Source organism: Paludibacterium paludis (assembly GCF_018802605.1).
Lineage (GTDB): Bacteria > Pseudomonadota > Gammaproteobacteria > Burkholderiales > Chromobacteriaceae > Paludibacterium > Paludibacterium paludis.
This window is the reverse complement of the sequence record NZ_CP069161.1, coordinates 3,973,714-3,988,615: the sequence shown is the minus strand read 5'-3', so window position 1 is coordinate 3,988,615 and position 14,902 is coordinate 3,973,714. Positions and strand designations below refer to the sequence as shown.

17 protein-coding genes are annotated in these 14,902 nt (G+C 63.4%); 13 read left to right on the top strand and 4 right to left on the bottom strand.

Annotated elements, in window-relative coordinates:
- Positions 1–44: 44 nt before the first annotated feature.
- The gene (gene lpxC / locus JNO50_RS18490; protein WP_215796600.1) at positions 45–956 is read left to right on the top strand and encodes a UDP-3-O-acyl-N-acetylglucosamine deacetylase; all 912 of its coding nucleotides are present in this window, start codon (positions 45–47) and stop codon (positions 954–956) included.
- A 1-nt stretch (position 957) separates the two neighbouring features.
- Complete coding sequence (locus tag JNO50_RS18485) at positions 958–1,158, top strand: hypothetical protein (protein ID WP_189531920.1); 201 nt, start codon at positions 958–960, stop codon at positions 1,156–1,158.
- Here JNO50_RS18485 and JNO50_RS18480 read toward each other — a convergent pair.
- Together JNO50_RS18480 and JNO50_RS18475 are read right to left on the bottom strand one after the other, a co-directional pair.
- Positions 1,152–1,664, bottom strand: coding sequence for a CNP1-like family protein (locus JNO50_RS18480; RefSeq protein WP_189531922.1), 513 nt, complete (start codon positions 1,662–1,664; stop codon positions 1,152–1,154). The two genes, JNO50_RS18485 and JNO50_RS18480, sit on opposite strands and share 7 nt — an antisense overlap.
- Complete coding sequence (locus tag JNO50_RS18475) at positions 1,661–2,458, bottom strand: NRDE family protein (RefSeq protein ID WP_229804514.1); 798 nt, start codon at positions 2,456–2,458, stop codon at positions 1,661–1,663. Before JNO50_RS18475 ends, JNO50_RS18480 begins: the two co-directional genes overlap by 4 nt.
- 63 nt (positions 2,459–2,521) lie before the next feature.
- Here JNO50_RS18475 and JNO50_RS18470 point away from each other — a divergent pair, with 63 nt between their 5' ends.
- The 8 genes from JNO50_RS18470 (at position 2,522) to JNO50_RS18435 (ending at position 11,123) form a co-directional block, all read left to right on the top strand.
- Positions 2,522–2,752: a sulfurtransferase TusA family protein gene (locus JNO50_RS18470; RefSeq protein WP_189531924.1), complete on the top strand. Its 231-nt coding sequence runs from the start codon at positions 2,522–2,524 to the stop codon at positions 2,750–2,752.
- 14 nt (positions 2,753–2,766) lie between these two features.
- Positions 2,767–3,810 carry a dihydroorotase gene (pyrC, locus tag JNO50_RS18465; protein WP_189531926.1) on the top strand — a complete coding sequence of 348 codons (1,044 nt, stop codon included), beginning with the start codon at positions 2,767–2,769 and terminating at the stop codon, positions 3,808–3,810.
- Between the two features lie 783 nt (positions 3,811–4,593).
- Complete coding sequence (locus tag JNO50_RS18460; RefSeq protein ID WP_229804516.1) at positions 4,594–6,144, top strand: peptide ABC transporter substrate-binding protein; 1,551 nt, start codon at positions 4,594–4,596, stop codon at positions 6,142–6,144.
- Between the two features lie 98 nt (positions 6,145–6,242).
- The gene (locus tag JNO50_RS18455) at positions 6,243–7,160 is read left to right on the top strand and encodes an ABC transporter permease subunit (protein ID WP_189531930.1); all 918 of its coding nucleotides are present in this window, start codon (positions 6,243–6,245) and stop codon (positions 7,158–7,160) included.
- Positions 7,161–7,175: 15 nt separating this feature from the next.
- Positions 7,176–8,093, top strand: coding sequence for an ABC transporter permease subunit (locus JNO50_RS18450; protein ID WP_189531932.1), 918 nt, complete (start codon positions 7,176–7,178; stop codon positions 8,091–8,093).
- A gap of 21 nt (positions 8,094–8,114) precedes the next feature.
- Positions 8,115–9,119 carry an ABC transporter ATP-binding protein gene (locus JNO50_RS18445; RefSeq protein WP_189531935.1) on the top strand — a complete coding sequence of 335 codons (1,005 nt, stop codon included), beginning with the start codon at positions 8,115–8,117 and terminating at the stop codon, positions 9,117–9,119.
- Entirely contained in the window at positions 9,112–10,110 is a 999-nt protein-coding gene (gene oppF, locus JNO50_RS18440) for a murein tripeptide/oligopeptide ABC transporter ATP binding protein OppF (RefSeq protein WP_189531937.1), read from the top strand. Before JNO50_RS18445 ends, oppF begins: the two co-directional genes overlap by 8 nt.
- A gap of 86 nt (positions 10,111–10,196) precedes the next feature.
- Positions 10,197–11,123, top strand: coding sequence for an HD-GYP domain-containing protein (locus JNO50_RS18435; protein ID WP_189531940.1), 927 nt, complete (start codon positions 10,197–10,199; stop codon positions 11,121–11,123).
- Positions 11,124–11,134: 11 nt separating this feature from the next.
- Here the strand turns inward: JNO50_RS18435 and JNO50_RS19205 are convergent, their stop codons facing one another.
- Positions 11,135–11,392, bottom strand: a complete 258-nt coding sequence (locus tag JNO50_RS19205; protein ID WP_342357281.1) for a YkgJ family cysteine cluster protein — start codon at positions 11,390–11,392, stop codon at positions 11,135–11,137.
- Positions 11,392–12,177, bottom strand: a complete 786-nt coding sequence (locus tag JNO50_RS18430) for a tRNA threonylcarbamoyladenosine dehydratase (protein ID WP_189531941.1) — start codon at positions 12,175–12,177, stop codon at positions 11,392–11,394. The genes JNO50_RS19205 and JNO50_RS18430 overlap by 1 nt, the downstream gene beginning before the upstream one ends.
- A gap of 164 nt (positions 12,178–12,341) precedes the next feature.
- Here JNO50_RS18430 and JNO50_RS18425 point away from each other — a divergent pair, with 164 nt between their 5' ends.
- The 3 genes from JNO50_RS18425 (at position 12,342) to ltaE (ending at position 14,865) form a co-directional block, all read left to right on the top strand.
- Positions 12,342–13,289: a prenyltransferase gene (locus tag JNO50_RS18425; RefSeq protein WP_189531943.1), complete on the top strand. Its 948-nt coding sequence runs from the start codon at positions 12,342–12,344 to the stop codon at positions 13,287–13,289.
- A 189-nt stretch (positions 13,290–13,478) separates the two neighbouring features.
- A complete protein-coding gene (locus tag JNO50_RS18420) occupies positions 13,479–13,706 on the top strand; it encodes a hypothetical protein (protein WP_189531946.1) in 228 nt (75 codons plus the stop codon).
- 133 nt (positions 13,707–13,839) lie between these two features.
- A complete protein-coding gene (ltaE, locus tag JNO50_RS18415; protein ID WP_189531948.1) occupies positions 13,840–14,865 on the top strand; it encodes a low-specificity L-threonine aldolase in 1,026 nt (341 codons plus the stop codon).
- Positions 14,866–14,902 lie beyond the last annotated feature (37 nt).

Genomic DNA, 14,902 nt, shown 5'->3' with positions numbered 1-14,902 from the left:
GCTAAACTCACCCCATCCCTGTAAAAACCAGTGAGTCCGCCATGATATTGCAGCGCACGCTCAAAGAAGCGATCAGCGCGACCGGTGTGGGTTTGCACTCCGGCGAACGGGTGCGTCTTACCCTTCGCCCGGCGCCGCCCGATTCCGGCATCACCTTTGTCCGCACCGACTTGCCCGAGCCGGTGAAGGTCAAGGCGGAACCGGTGCTTGTCAACGACACGCGTCTCTCCTCGACACTGGTCGATCCGACCGGTGTGCGTGTCGGCACCATCGAGCACCTGATGTCGGCCCTGGCGGGTCTTGGCATCGACAATCTGGTCGTGGAAGTGACCGCGGCGGAGATCCCCATCATGGATGGCTCCGCCGCGCCCTTCCTGTTTCTCGTTCAGACGGCGGGCATCGTCGAGCAGCCCGTCCCGAAGAAATTCATTCGCGTTCTCGAACCGGTTGCGGTCGTCGAGGGCGACAAGTGGGTGCGCCTGGATCCTCTGGATGGATTCAAGGTCACCTTGTCCATCGAATTCAACCATCCGGCGTTCAATCTGGCTCCGCAGAAAGTCGAAGTGGATTTCGCGCACCGCTCGTATATCGAGGAAATCAGCCGGGCGCGGACCTTCGGTTTCATGCACGAAGTCGAATACATGCGCAATCACGGCCTCGGCCTTGGCGGCAGCCTCGACAACGCGATCGTTATCGATGACGACTATGTGCTCAATCCGGAAGGGCTGAGGTTTCCCGACGAGTTCGTCAGACACAAGATTCTCGACGCCATCGGGGACCTGTATATCGTCGGTCATCCGCTGATCGCTCATTTCTCCGGCCACAAGTCGGGCCATGCGATGAACAATCAACTGCTGCGCGAACTGCTGTCGCGGCCTTCGGCCTGGGAGTTCGTGAGTTTTTCCGATCCATCGGAAGTGCCGTCCAGCTTCCACAGCGTGCCGGAGGTGGTGTGACATGATGCTTGCGGGACTGGCCAGAGCGATGGCGCTGTGCGCCATGCTGACTGTCTGCTGGACAATGGTGCGCGCGGCCCCGGCCGGGGATGCGCGCACGATCCGGCGCAACGGGCGCCTTGTGCTAGGCTTGACGGCCGGCGCCGCCCTCCTCCTGGCGATCCGGCTGGTCCGCGTCGGCCTGCGCGCCGCCGGCTACTGACGCGGCGCGGCTTTTTTCAGCAGTGTCACGGCCTCTTCGGCGCTTTTGGGAGCAAAGCCGTCGGGGCAGAGCGTTTCACGCACCGTCACCCGTACCTTGTCCTGGCGGCTCCAGTCGCGCCAAGCGCCATTCACCGATTCGATCCAGCGCTTGTTCACATTATCGCCGAACGCATAGTTGCGAATCCGCTTTTTCGCGCACTGCAACCCTTCGACACTGAGGTTTTCCGCACCGCGCGGGGTGACCACCTTCAATACGTAATGAACCACGCCATCCGGTGTGATGGTCAGGCTTTTCTCTTCGACAAGGTAGCGGGTGCCCTCGGTACGCGGTACGTCCAGAGCGGTGAAGCCTTCGGCTCCCGGGTAGGCGGGCAGCGTGTAAGCCGATTCCTCCCACGGGCCCTCGTCGGGCAGGGCGTAGTTGGTGTTGTAATGGCGCTTGTATTCGGCCGAGGCTGCCGCGCTCAAAAGGCACAGGCCGGTCAGCAGGACGAGTTTTTTCAAGAAACGGCTCCTTTGGTGGCGCCCGGCGGGATCATTTGTCCCGGCCGGAGCGTATAGCGGCGCCGACCGGTTTCCCGGCAGGCGAGTCCGAAACTGCGTTCGGCGAACTGGATGTCTCCGCGGGCGGAGACGGTCAACAGCATCGAGGCCCGTGTTCCGTAGTCCCGCGCCTCGACGAACACCGGCGACAAGAGGCGTTCGAGCGCCGTGCCGACGCCCGTGTTGGGCAACAGCTCGGGCGGCGCCGCATGGCGGTCGTACAGCCATTCGAAGGCATCGTCCTCGCTGGGGGGGCGGGGGGCGCAGGAGAGTTGGTCGGCGAGCCGCTGGCACTTGAACCACGGGGTATCGAGCGTGGCGTTGGACAGGGTGTGCACGCCCGGTGTGACGCGTGTGATGCGCCCGGTCCGGCTGTGAAAATGAAACAGATCGTCGGTTTGCCCGAACAGCAGGTTATAGGGCGCATAGTCGCCGGTGCTCTGAGCGAGTTCCGTGGCGAATTCCAGGGCGGTCATGTCTCCGGTGACGAAGCGTTCCACCAGCGTGCCGCGCGAGAGGCGCGCCTTGACCGGGTAGCCGTCGCGGATATTGGTCACCGCCGCGAGGCGGCCGCGGCTGTCGACCGCGAGCCAGCTGCCGCCCCCCTCCAGATCCCGACCGCCCAAAGTGCCGGGGTGATCCTGCCACCAGTCGAGCGGCGCGGTTTCACGCCGGTGGTATTCGTCGCGGTTGGCCAGCAGGACAAGGGGTCCGAGCCTGCCGGTCTTGTAGGCGAAGGCAATCACACACATCATGGCGCCCAATGCTATGTACAATATGACTTCCATTGTAACGTGAACGGCAAAGGGATACGCGAAATGCAGCCCGACAAATTGATCGACCTGTCCGGACTCAATTGTCCGCTTCCCATCCTGCGCGCCAAAAAGGCGCTCGCGGAAATGGAGAGCGGCAAGGTTCTCGAGGTGATCGCCACCGACCCGGGCGCGCCCAAGGACTTCGAGGCGTTCTGCCGCCAGACCGGCAACGGGCTTGTGGAGTCGACGGTGCGAGAGGATGGCAAGTTCCGCATGGTACTCAAACGCAAGTGAGGCAGGACTCAGACATGACCACGACTCTTTCGATCGTTCGCCCCGACGACTGGCACCTGCATCTGCGCGATGGCGCGGCGATGGCCTCCGTGCTGGCCGATACCTGTCGCCAGATGGGGCGCGCCATTGTGATGCCCAATCTCAAACCGCCGGTGACCACGGTGGAGGCGGCGCTCGCCTACCGCGACCGGATTCGGGCGGCACGACCGGCAGACAGCGCGTTCGAGCCGCTGATGACCTTGTATCTGACCGACAATACTCCCGCCGCGGAAGTCATGCGCGCATCGGAGAGTCCCTTCGTCCACGCCTTGAAGCTGTATCCCGCCGGCGCGACCACCAATTCCGACGCCGGCGTGACCTCGGTCGACAAGGCCATGCCGGCTCTCGAGGCGATGGCCGAATACGGTGTGCCCTTGCTGGTTCATGGTGAAGTCACCGATCCGGATGTGGACGTATTCGATCGCGAGGCGGTGTTCATCGATACGGTTTTCGAACCGCTGCGCAGGCGGCTGCCATCGCTGCGCGTGGTGTTCGAGCACATCACCACGCGTCAGGCGGCCGAATACGTCGCGGCGGCGGACGGTAACGTGGCGGCGACCATCACCGCCCATCATCTGCTGATGAACCGCAACGCGCTGTTCGCCGGCGGCATCCGTCCGCACCACTATTGCCTGCCGGTGCTCAAGCGCGAGGAGCATCGCAAGGCGCTGCTGGCCGCCGCGACTTCCGGTTCGCCGAAGTTTTTCCTGGGGACGGACAGCGCGCCGCATGCCCGCGGCGCCAAGGAGGCGGCATGCGGTTGCGCCGGCATGTACACGGCCAACGCCGCTATCGAACTGTATGCCGAGGCCTTCGAGTCGGTGGGCGCGCTGGACCGTCTCGAAGCGTTCGCGAGCTTCCACGGAGCGGATTTCTACCGCTTGCCGCGCAATTCTGACCGCGTGACGCTGGCGCGCGAATCCTGGACCGTACCGGAGGCCTTGCCTTATCCGGGAGATTCGCTGGTGCCGCTACGCGCTGGCGAGACGATCGCCTGGCGATTTGTGCCGGTCGGCTGACACAATCGCTCTCCCTCCCGGCGGGTGGCGATTGTCGTGCGAACGGGGCTGCGACCGGTGCTGTTCAGCAAATAGCGATCGAAGTAGCCTTCCATGATAGCGAAAATCGACACACCTCTCTCCAGGGCACATGTCCGATTCGAGAATGCGTTTGGCATGTTCGGTCGGTGCCCATCGATGTGTTGTCCGCGTCGTTCGGATTGCCGCTTGTTGCCGCGCATCGCCCGGAGCCGGTCAGACGCTCCGGCACGGATCGTCGCGAGAACCTGCTCCTGACGTTTGTCGCAGGCGAACATCAACCCGGCATGGCCTGCCGGTCCGCCGCCGTGACGGCCGGCTTCCCGGCTTTTCCCTTGGGCGGCCGTTCCGGACTCCTCGTTTCTTTCATCTTGGTGTGTTGCAAAAAATAGTTTGTCGGACAGACAAACAACAATTTGTCATTGATTTTGTCGACTTGTACTGAGTTATGGGTGGCAAATGTCAATGAATAAGTCATAATCCGCCGTTGAGAGAATGGCTTCCTTGAAAATACCTTGGCATGTTACGGCTTTTTTTGAGGTCAATGTCATTAGCTAGGCAACAAGTTGTATGGCTAACGTCTTGAATCCCCAAAAAAAGGGGGGGCATAATGGATTGAACCCCTCGGCTACCTCCGGGGGAGCCATAAGAATACGACCGCAACCCCGCGGATCGACGTAATAAAACAGGAGAATAGGCGAAATGACAAAGAACGCGTTGTCAGTCATAGCCGCGTCCATCGCACTGGCAATGTCCGGTCAGAGCATGGCTGCGAAAGTCCCCGCCGGCACCCAGCTGGCCGCCAAGCAGGAACTCGTCCGCAATATCGGCGCCGAAGTCGAATCGCTGGATATTTCCCAGATCGAAAGCGTGCCGGCCAACCATGTCGCGCGCGATCTCTTCGAAGGTCTGACCGCCATCGACAGCTCGGGCAAGATCGTTCCGGGCGTGGCCGAAAGCTGGACCCGCAAGGATCCGCTGACCTGGGTGTTCAAGCTGCGTAAAAATGCCCGCTGGTCGAACGGCGAGCCGGTCACCGCTAATGACTTCGTGTTCTCCTGGCAGCGCACGGTTGATCCGAAAACCGCCTCCAAGTACACCATTTTCCTGGATTTCATTGCCAACGGCAGCGCCATTCTCGCCGGCAAGAAACCCGTCACCGCACTGGGCATCAAGGCCCTGGATGCCGGCACAGTGGAAGTGAAAACCGCCGTGCCGACGCCTTTCCTCCCGGATCTGCTGTCCAATCCGACCATGGCCCCGCTCAACAAGGGCGCCTATCTGAAGGGCGGCAAGGATTTCACCAAGCCTGGCAAGCTGGTCAGCAACGGCGGCTATGTCCTCAAGGAATGGGTGCCGAACAGCCGTATCGTGCTGGAAAAGAACCCCAACTACTGGAACGCCTCGACCACCGTCATCACCCGCGTGACCTTCGATCCGACCGAGAGCGAAGACGCCACGTTCAAGATGTTCAAGGCCGGCCAGCTTGACTGGACCGACCGCGCGCCGTCCGGCTCCTACGCCAAACTGTCGAAGGAAATGCCGAAAGACTACCGCGTAGGCCTCACCATCGCGCTCTATTACATGGGCATCAACAATACTGACCCGGTGATGAAAGATATCCGCGTACGCAAGGCGCTGTCGATGGTGATCGACCGCGACGTGCTGACCGGCAAGGTGCTGGGCGAAGGCCAGCGGCCCGCCTACGGCCTGTTCGTCAAGGGCATGGAGGGCGCGAAAGTGAGCGCCTACGACTGGTCGGCATGGCCGATGCAAAAGCGTATCGATGAGGCGAAGAAACTGCTCGCCGCCGCCGGTTACGGTCCGAACAGGCCGCTCAAGTTCAAGTACATGTACAACACCACGGATCTGCACAAGAAGATCGCGGTGTTCGCCATCGGCGAATGGAAGAACAAGCTGGGCGTTCAGGCGACCATGGAAAACCAGGAGTTCAAGGTTTTCCTGAAAACCCGCCACGACGGCGCCTATCAGGTGGCCCGCAACGGCTGGAACGCCGACTACAACGATGCCTCGACCTTCCTTGATCTTCTGCGTTGCAACAGCCCGCAGAACGACCAGAAGTACTGCAGCAAGAAAGTGGATGCCCTGATCAACCAGGGTTACGCGTCCAATGATCTGGCCAAGCGCTCCGCGGTTCTCACCGAGGCGGGCCGGCTGGCGATGGAGGACTATCCGCTGATTCCGCTGTTCCAGTACACCTCCCCGCGCCTCGTCAAATCGTGGGTGGGCGGTTACTTCACCAGCAACGCGTTCGAGCGTTTCCGCACCAGCGATCTGTACATCATCAAGCACTGAGCCTGAACGGCCGCCCGCGTCCCGTCTTCTCCCTCTCCGGGTGAGGACGGGCGTGTTCGCTTGCGGCCGTCCCATGCTGGTAGGGAGGAATCCGTTTCATGTTGTCCTATATCCTGAAGCGCATCGCCGGCGCGGTGCCCACCATTCTTGTGGTGGTGACGGTGTGTTTTATGATGCTGCATTCGGTTCCGGGCGGGCCGTTCGATGGCGAACGCCAGGTCTCGGAAGCCGTGCTGGCCAACTTGCAGGCCAAGTATCATCTTGACGCACCGTTGTACGAGCAGTACCTGCACTATCTTAACAACCTGATCCACGGCGATCTGGGCGCGTCGTTCAAATACGCCGACTGGAGCGTCAACGACCTGGTGGCGAACGCCCTGCCGGTCTCGCTCACGGTGGGCGGCATTTCGCTGGTCGCGGCGCTGGTGATCGGCGTGCTGCTCGGCGTTATCGCCGCGCTGCGGCAGAACAGCCTTGTCGATTATTTCGTCATGTTCCTTGGCAACTTCGGCAGTGCCGTCCCTTCGTTCATCATCGGGCCGGTGATGATCCTGATCTTCTGCCTGTGGCTCAACTGGCTGCCGTACGGCCAGTTCGAAATGACGCCGGAGTACATGGCTCTCCCCGTGGGGCTGCTGACCATCATCAACGTCGCCACGCTGGGACGGGTGATGCGCGGCAGCCTGATCGAAGTGCTCAACAGCAACTTCATCCGCACCGCGCGCGCCAAAGGCCTGCCGATGCGTACCATCGTGATGCGCCATGCGCTCAAGCCGGCGTTGCTGCCGATCGTCACGCTGCTCGGACCGCTCGCCGTGTCATCGATCGCCCAGGCGGTGGTGACCGAGAGCATGTTCTCGATTCCGGGGCTCGGCCGTCTCCTGATCAACGGCGCGCTCAACCGCGATTTCACGCTGGTGCTGGGACTCGTGGTGCTGATCGCTTTTTTCACGGTGCTGTTCAATCTGATCGTGGACATCGTCTACGCGATGCTCGATCCGCGCATCCGCTACTGATCCCGGGGTAAAACCATGCAATTTTCCAAAGCCAAGAAAACGGCGCTGGCCGATTCGCTGGCTCAGGCCACCGAAAGCCAGATGCAGGGGCGCAGCCCCTGGGCCGATGCCCGGCGCCGGTTCCTGAGAAACCGCGCGGCTGTGGCCAGTCTGATCCTCCTCGGCCTGCTGGCCATCCTGATCGTGATCGGCCCATGGGTGCTGCCGAACGATTTCGACTACACCGACACCGCCAACATGGGCATCGCGCCCACCATGGAAGGCTGGCATCTGTTCGGCACCGACGACAACGGCCGCGACCTCCTGGTGCGTACCCTGGTCGGCGGCCGCGTGACGTTCATGGTCGGGCTGCTCGGCTCGCTGGTCTCGGTTCTGATCGGTGTGATGTGGGGGGCGACGGCGGGCTACTTCGGCGGCCGTATCGATGGTTTCATGATGCGTTTTGTGGACGTGATGTACGCTCTGCCGTTCATGCTGTTCGCCATTTTGCTGATGACTTTCTTCGGGCGCAGCCTGGTGCTGATGTTCATCGCGCTGGGGGCCATCTCCTGGCTGGACATGGCGCGCATCGTCCGCGGTCAGACGCTGGCGCTCAAGTCCAAGGAGTTCGTCGAGGCGGCCCATGCCATCGGCGCCTCGCGGCGCACGATCATTTTCCGGCACATCGTGCCCAACCTGTTGGGCATTGTCGTGGTGTACGCCACGGTGACCATCCCCAACGTGATCCTCACCGAATCGGTGCTGTCCTTCCTGGGGCTTGGCGTGCAGGATCCGATGACCAGTTGGGGAGTGCTGGTGCAGGATGGATCGCGCCAGATGGAGACCGCGCCCTGGATGCTGCTGATCCCGGCGGCTTTCCTGTCGGTGACGATGTATTGCGCCAACTTTGTCGGTGACGGCCTGCGCGACGCGCTGGATCCGAAAGACCGCTGACCGGCGAGGAGAGGACAAACGATGTCTTTGCTAGAAGTGAAGAACCTCGGCGTGCGTTTCGCGACGCACGACGCGATGGTGCATGCCGTCAACGGCGTGAGTTTCAGCCTGGAGCGCGGCCAGACCCTCGGTATCGTGGGCGAATCCGGCTCCGGCAAGAGTCAGACCGTACTGGCCGTGATGGGCCTCCTGGCCAAGAACGGCGAGGCGACCGGCGAAGTGCTGTATCAGGGGCGGGATCTGCTGACGATGCCGGCCCGCGAATTGAACGGCATCCGTGGCGACCGTCTGTCGATGATCTTCCAGGATCCGATGACTTCGCTCAATCCGTATCTGACCATTGAGCGGCAGATGAGCGAAGTGCTCGAGCTGCACAAGGGCATGAGCCGTCGCGATGCCAAAAAGCGTTCGATCGAATTGCTCGACGCGGTGCGCATTCCCGATGCGGCGCGGCGTGTGGGCATGTATCCGCACGAGTTTTCCGGGGGGATGCGCCAGCGCGTGATGATCGCGATGGCACTATTGTGCGAGCCGGAAATTCTGATCGCCGACGAGCCGACCACGGCGCTCGATGTGACGGTGCAAGCGCAGATTCTCAACCTGTTGCGCGACCTGCAGCGTGATTTCGGCACGGCGATCGTCATGATCACCCACGATCTGGGTGTGGTGGCCGGTTTGTGCGACCAGGTGATGGTGATGTATGGCGGCCGGGTGATGGAATTCGGTTCCGCCGACGAGCTGTTCTACCGCCCGTCCCATCCTTACACCGTGGGCTTGCTGGGCGCGCTGCCGCGCCTCGATCACGATGGGGCCGAGCTGATCAGCATTCCCGGCAATCCGCCGAACCTCGCCAATATGCCCAGGGGTTGTCCGTTCTCTGAGCGCTGCTCGATGGCTTCCGAACGCTGCCACCGGGAAGTGCCGGCGCTCGAAGCGTCCGAGTGCGATCCGACAGTGCTGCGCGCCTGTTTCCGGCCCGCGGCGGAAGTGATTCCCGCTGTTCGCGAGGAGGTGGTTCATGGCTGAGCAAAATCCGCAGGCGCCGATTCTGTCGGTGCGCGATATCAAAGTGCATTTCCAGGTATCCGGCGGGGGCACCGAATGGCCCTGGACCGCGAAAAAAACCCTCAAGGCGGTCGACGGTGTGTCGTTCGATCTCTTCGCGGGCGAAACGCTCGGCGTGGTCGGCGAGTCCGGCTGCGGCAAGTCCACCCTGTCGCGCGCGATCATCAATCTCGTGCCGGCCACTTCGGGCGAGATCGTCTGGATGGGCAAGGACCTGCTCAAAGGCTCGGCCCGCGACTGGCACGATGTGCGGCGCGACATCCAGATGATCTTCCAGGACCCGCTCGCCTCGCTCAACCCGCGCATGACCGTGGCGCAGATCATCGCCGAGCCACTGCGCACTCACCGTCCCGAGCTGTCCGACAAGGACGTGATGGAGCGGGTGCGCAGGATGATGAGGCGTGTCGGCCTGACCGAGCAGCAGATCAACCGCTATCCCCACGAGTTTTCCGGGGGGCAGTGCCAGCGTATCGGCATCGCCCGGGCGCTGATCCTGGAGCCAAAGCTGGTGATTTGCGATGAACCGGTGTCGGCGCTCGATGTGTCGATCCAGGCGCAGATCATCAATCTACTCAAGGAATTGCAGCGCGAAATGGGACTGGCGCTGATTTTCATCGCGCACGACCTGGCGGTGGTCAAGCACATCTCCGACCGGATTCTGGTGATGTATCTGGGACGGGAGATGGAGCTCGCGAAAAAACACGCGCTCTACGATAGGCCAAGCCATCCCTACACCCGAGCGCTGTTGTCGGCGATTCCGGTTCCGGATCCGGCGCGCGAGCGGGTCAAGGTTATCGAGCTGCTGGGCGGCGATCTGCCGTCCCCGCTGAATCCGCCATCAGGCTGCGTGTTCCGCACGCGCTGCCCGAAGGCGGAAGCGCGATGCGGGGCCGAGACGCCGCGTCTGAAGGCGCTGAGCGAGGATACCCAAAGCGCCTGTCTGCTGGCCTGATCCTTACCGGGGCCGCCGTCGCCAACCCGCGCGGCGGCCTGTTTTCCGGGCTATAACGAGTGCTCCAGCCAACCGTGGAGCCGATCATGCCCGCCTCTTCGCTGCCGCGCACCGACGTGGCCCTTCCCCTGATCGACAGTCTGTATCGCATGGCCTGGTTGGTGGAGGCCCGCGACCCCTATACCGGCGGCCATTTATGGCGCGTCTCCCAGTTCGCGCGCTTGTTGGCCGAGGATCTGGCCTGGCCCGCCTCCGACGTGGCGCGGGTGTCGCTGGGCGGATTTTTGCACGACCTGGGAAAGATCGGTGTGCCGGACGCCATTCTCAATAAACGGGACAAACTCACCGACGAAGAATACGAGACCATCAAGACTCATCCGGCCATCGGCGAGCGCCTGATCCATGGACATCCTTTGGCCGCGTGGATCGGCCCGGCCATCTTCGAACACCACGAGAGGCCTGACGGGCTGGGTTACCCGGCGGGTCGGACTCAGGATGACATTTCCGCCGATGCCCGTATCGTGGGGCTGTGCGATGCGTTCGACGCGATGACCAGCACGCGCCCCTACCGCGAGGGCATGCCGGTTGAGCGGGCTCTGGCGATCCTGAACGAGGAGGCGGGCCGTCAGTTCGATGCGCGGCTGGTGCGCCATTTCGTCGCGCTGGGCGAAACCGGTCGGCTTGACGCGATTGTCGGGCACTCCGATCTGGGCATCCCCTTGCAACTGTGCGGTGCTTGCGGACCGACCATTGTGGTAAGACGCGACCAGAAGCCCGGCGAGGTGGTGTACTGCCGTTGCTGCGGCGCTCAGGCGCGCATCGAAACCATGGGCCGCGAGGGCGATGTGCGCATTGCCGCCACCGGCCGGCGTGGCGATGCCGCGCAACTGGAGATGGAGGTTGACGAACCGCTGCTGGCCGGGATGGTCGTTTCGGCGGTGACCGCGCTTCTGGCCGCGCCGGACCGGGATGCCGATGGCCGGACCTGGATACAGCGCTGGTTCGGGAGATAAACCGGGAGGATTCAGTCCGGCGCTGTCAGACGCTCGAGTTCGGACAGCCAGTTTATCGCTTCATCACGGTTTGCTCCGCACATCTGCGCCGACGGCTTGAGCCCCCCGCAACACGCGGGCCGTTCCGACTGCCCGAAAATCCCGCACCTGAAGTCATCCGACAGCTGTATGCACGGGACCCCGGCGGGTTTTCCCAAAGGCATCCCCGGTATCGGGCTGGTGATCGACGGCGCGATGCAGCAGGCGCCGCAACCGGCGCGGCACTCCATCAGGCGCCCTTCGCGGCCGCGGCGGCCAGGTGCGCCAGCACGCGGGACACCATGACCATGCCGAACGAAGCGGTGACCGCCATGCTGGCGCCGAATCCGGCGCATGACAGTCCGCGCGGGCCGGATTCCGTCTCGCAGTGACCGCTTTGCGGCCAGGTCAGCGGCTCGGTGGAGTACACGCAGGGCACGCGCATGCGCTTGCCCTGTTCGCGCGGGAAGCCATGATGGCGGCGCAGCGTGTAGCGCATCTTGGCCAGCAGCGGATCGTCCGTGACTTCGCCAAGGTCGGCCACCCGGATGCGCGTCGGGTCCATCTGCCCGCCTGCGCCGCCGCTGACCATGAAGGGCTGGCGGCGTTTCACGCACCAGACGGTCATGGCGGTTTTCACGCGCTGGCTGTCGATGGCATCGACAATGAAATCGAAATCCCGTCCCAGCATGGCGTCCAGATTGTCTTCGGTGACGAAGTCCTCGATCTCTTCGACCGCGCAGGACGGATTGATGGCGCGCACGCGTTCGGCCAAGGCGGTGACCTTGGCCATGCCGAACAGCGGATCGAGCGCCGGCAACTGGCGGTTGACGTTGGATTCGCAGACATTGTCCAGGTCGATCAGCGTCAAGTGACCGATACCGCTGCGCGCCAGCCCCTCGACCACCCAGGAGCCCACGCCACCGACCCCCACGACACAGACGCGGGCCCGCCTGAAGCGCGCCAGCGCGGCGTCTCCGTACAAGCGGGCAATGCCGCCGAAACGGCGGTCGAGATCTGCGGTTGGGTCGGACATGGGGAAGTACCGGGATGGAATCGTCGAAGCGGCGAAGGATACTGCATGCGGGCCGCGAGTACCAAGTCTTCATCCTGACGGCGTTGTTGATGATCCACAGTTCCTGATGGGGTTCGCGGTGTTACGCTTGGGGTTGTCCATTTGTCATGACGAAACGGAAGCTCATGAGTTCATCCCCCTCGCTATCCGCTGAGCGCGACTACGCGCGGCTGGCGCGTCATCCGCTTCGGTTCTGGCTCGCCACGCGCCCCGCCTTCCTGTCGTTGACGTTTTGCGCCTTGTGGCCGGGCCTCGCCGCCGCGCATCGGTCGCTCCTGCCCGCTTTGCCGATGCTGCTGGCCGGCTGCATGCTGGCCTTGCTGACGCATGCCGCGGTGAATGTGATCAATGATGTGGCCGACGAGGACAATGGCTGCGACGCGATGAACCGGGACCGGGTGTTTCCGTTCACTGGCGGCAGCCGCTTCATTCAGAATGGCGTGTTGTCGCGCGACGGCATGAAGCGGCTCGCCCTGCTGCTGTTTTGCCTGGTCGCGGCCGGTGGGCTCGCGCTGGTCGCGGTGGCCGGCGCGCCGCTGCTTTACATCGGCCTGACCGGCGTCGGCTTGGGATGGGCCTATTCGGCGGAGCCTCTGAAACTCAATAGTCGCGGTCTGGGAGAGGTGTCCGTGGCGGTGTGCTTCTGGCTGATTCCCCTTGGCATGGTCGCGTTGGCAGGCGGCGTTTTGTCGCCGGCCGTGCTGGCCAGTGGCATCAGTGTCGGTTGCCTCGCTTCCGCGCTGCTCTATATCAATCAGTTTCCCGATCGCGCCGCCGACCGGGCGGCGGGCAAATGGCACTGGGTGGCGCGTCTGCCGACACGCTCGGCGCGCTGGGGTTATCCGCTGTTGACCGGCGCGGGGTACGGCTGGCTCGCCATCGCGACAGAGGCCGGCATCCTGCCAGTGGCGGCGCTCACGGGCATGGTGACGCTGCCATTGACCATGGTAGCCGCATACCGGCTATGGCGCGATCACGACCGGCCGGCGCGGCTGGCTCCGGCGATCATTCTGACGATCGCCGCGGCGAACCTGCACCCGCTGGCGCTGGCGGCGGGGCTGTGGTTTGGATGATACGCAGGCCAAGCCCGCAAGGGGACTGGATTTATGACTTTGGTATTGTTGCTTTGTGCCTAATGTGACGTATTGATGAATGCCCCGGTTGTGGGGGCCGGTGGGGAGGGGTAATCTGGTCTGGCCAACTGATCGGCCGCTTCGGCCGAGCCGGGGGAAAGTCGTTGTTTCTGAATAGGGAGTTGACCGATGAAGCAGCAACCTCGATTCGATATCGATCTGGATAAGCACTACAACGCCACTTTGGTGATTGCCTGCTCCGATTGCGGGCGGGAAACCCGTCTTCACATGAAAACCCTCATCCCCGACAGATCCGTCCATTGCCAGTGCGGCTCGCCCATCGCGATGTCGCCGGGGGCCATGCTGCAGGCCGAACGGCGCGTTGACGCGATCAAGGCGGCGTATCGGGTCCGATAGTCCCGGAAAGGCCAGTTCCCGGACTTGTTGATCAGCCGGTCCGGCTGGCATCATCCGACATGACCTGATCATGCAATGCGGCGACCACGAGGTCGCCGCTGCCATTTCCGCCCTCTCAGAACAAAGGAGTCCCATGCAATCCTGGATCGATGTGCGCAGCGATACGGTAACCCGTCCCACCGAGCGGATGCGCGAGGCCATGCTTCGCGCCGAGGTCGGCGACGATGTGTACGGGGACGACCCCGAGGTCAATGCGCTGGAGCGGGAAGCCGCCGAGCGCCTCGGCAAGGAAGCGGCGCTCTTTGTGCCGACAGGAACCATGGGCAATCAGCTGGCGCTGATGACGCATTGCCGGCGCGGCGACGAAGTGATTCTCGGCGACGACTGCCATATCGTCTGGCACGAAACGGGGGGCGCCGCGGTGCTGGCCGGCGTGCAGTTGCGTACCGTGGAGAGCCGGCTTGGCGTGCTCGACGCCGAGGCGATCCGGCGCCGCATTCGCACCGGCGACGATATCCACTGCCCGCGCACCACGCTGATCTGCCTGGAGAACGCCCACTCCAATGGCCGCGTGATTCCGCTGGCGGCCATGCGGGAAGTCGCCGAGCTGGCCCGCGGGCACGGCGTGCCGGTGCATCTGGATGGCGCGCGGATTTTCAATGCGGCAAGCCGCCTCAAGGTGGAGGCGGCCGCGATCGCCGCCGAGGCCGACAGCGTGATGTTCTGCCTGTCCAAGGGGTTGTGCGCGCCGGCCGGGTCGCTGCTCGCGGGCCGTCGCGACTTCATCGAACGGGCACGGCGCCACCGCAAGCTGCTCGGAGGCGGCATGCGCCAAGCCGGGGTGCTCGCCGCTCCGGGACGTCTTGCCCTGTCGGTGATGAGCCGGCGGCTCGACGAAGATCACGAGAACGCGCGCTGGCTCGCCGGGCGGCTCGCCCAATTGCCGGGTTTCGAGGTCGATCCGGCCGCCGTCGATATCAATATGGTGTGGTTCGGCGTGCCGGCGTCGCTGGATACCGCGCGCCTGATGGCGGCCCTCGAGACGGCCGGCATCAAGGCCAATCCCCCGGAAAACCGCCGGATGCGCATCGTCACCCATCACGATGTCGACCGTGCGGGCTTGGAAACCCTGCTTGGCGCGTTGCGTTCCGTGCTCTGAGACGGCGGGCTCGTGGTACTCTTGCTCCTTTTTTCCG

Excerpts from the sequence above, each read along its gene's own strand:
- JNO50_RS19205 (WP_342357281.1), bottom strand. The coding sequence starts at position 11,392 with ATGGAGTGCCGCGCCGGTTGCGGCGCCTGCTGCATCGCGCCGTCGATC.
- JNO50_RS18460 (WP_229804516.1), top strand. The coding sequence starts at position 4,594 with ATGGCTGCGAAAGTCCCCGCCGGCACCCAGCTGGCCGCCAAGCAGGAA.
- JNO50_RS18485 (WP_189531920.1), top strand. The coding sequence starts at position 958 with ATGATGCTTGCGGGACTGGCCAGAGCGATGGCGCTGTGCGCCATGCTG.
- JNO50_RS18445 (WP_189531935.1), top strand. The coding sequence starts at position 8,115 with ATGTCTTTGCTAGAAGTGAAGAACCTCGGCGTGCGTTTCGCGACGCAC.
- JNO50_RS18430 (WP_189531941.1), bottom strand. The coding sequence starts at position 12,177 with ATGTCCGACCCAACCGCAGATCTCGACCGCCGTTTCGGCGGCATTGCC.
- JNO50_RS18435 (WP_189531940.1), top strand. The coding sequence starts at position 10,197 with ATGCCCGCCTCTTCGCTGCCGCGCACCGACGTGGCCCTTCCCCTGATC.
- JNO50_RS18420 (WP_189531946.1), top strand. The coding sequence starts at position 13,479 with ATGAAGCAGCAACCTCGATTCGATATCGATCTGGATAAGCACTACAAC.
- JNO50_RS18425 (WP_189531943.1), top strand. The coding sequence starts at position 12,342 with ATGAGTTCATCCCCCTCGCTATCCGCTGAGCGCGACTACGCGCGGCTG.
- JNO50_RS18455 (WP_189531930.1), top strand. The coding sequence starts at position 6,243 with ATGTTGTCCTATATCCTGAAGCGCATCGCCGGCGCGGTGCCCACCATT.
- JNO50_RS18450 (WP_189531932.1), top strand. The coding sequence starts at position 7,176 with ATGCAATTTTCCAAAGCCAAGAAAACGGCGCTGGCCGATTCGCTGGCT.
- pyrC (WP_189531926.1), top strand. The coding sequence starts at position 2,767 with ATGACCACGACTCTTTCGATCGTTCGCCCCGACGACTGGCACCTGCAT.
- oppF (WP_189531937.1), top strand. The coding sequence starts at position 9,112 with ATGGCTGAGCAAAATCCGCAGGCGCCGATTCTGTCGGTGCGCGATATC.
- JNO50_RS18475 (WP_229804514.1), bottom strand. The coding sequence starts at position 2,458 with ATGATGTGTGTGATTGCCTTCGCCTACAAGACCGGCAGGCTCGGACCC.
- ltaE (WP_189531948.1), top strand. The coding sequence starts at position 13,840 with ATGCAATCCTGGATCGATGTGCGCAGCGATACGGTAACCCGTCCCACC.
- JNO50_RS18470 (WP_189531924.1), top strand. The coding sequence starts at position 2,522 with ATGCAGCCCGACAAATTGATCGACCTGTCCGGACTCAATTGTCCGCTT.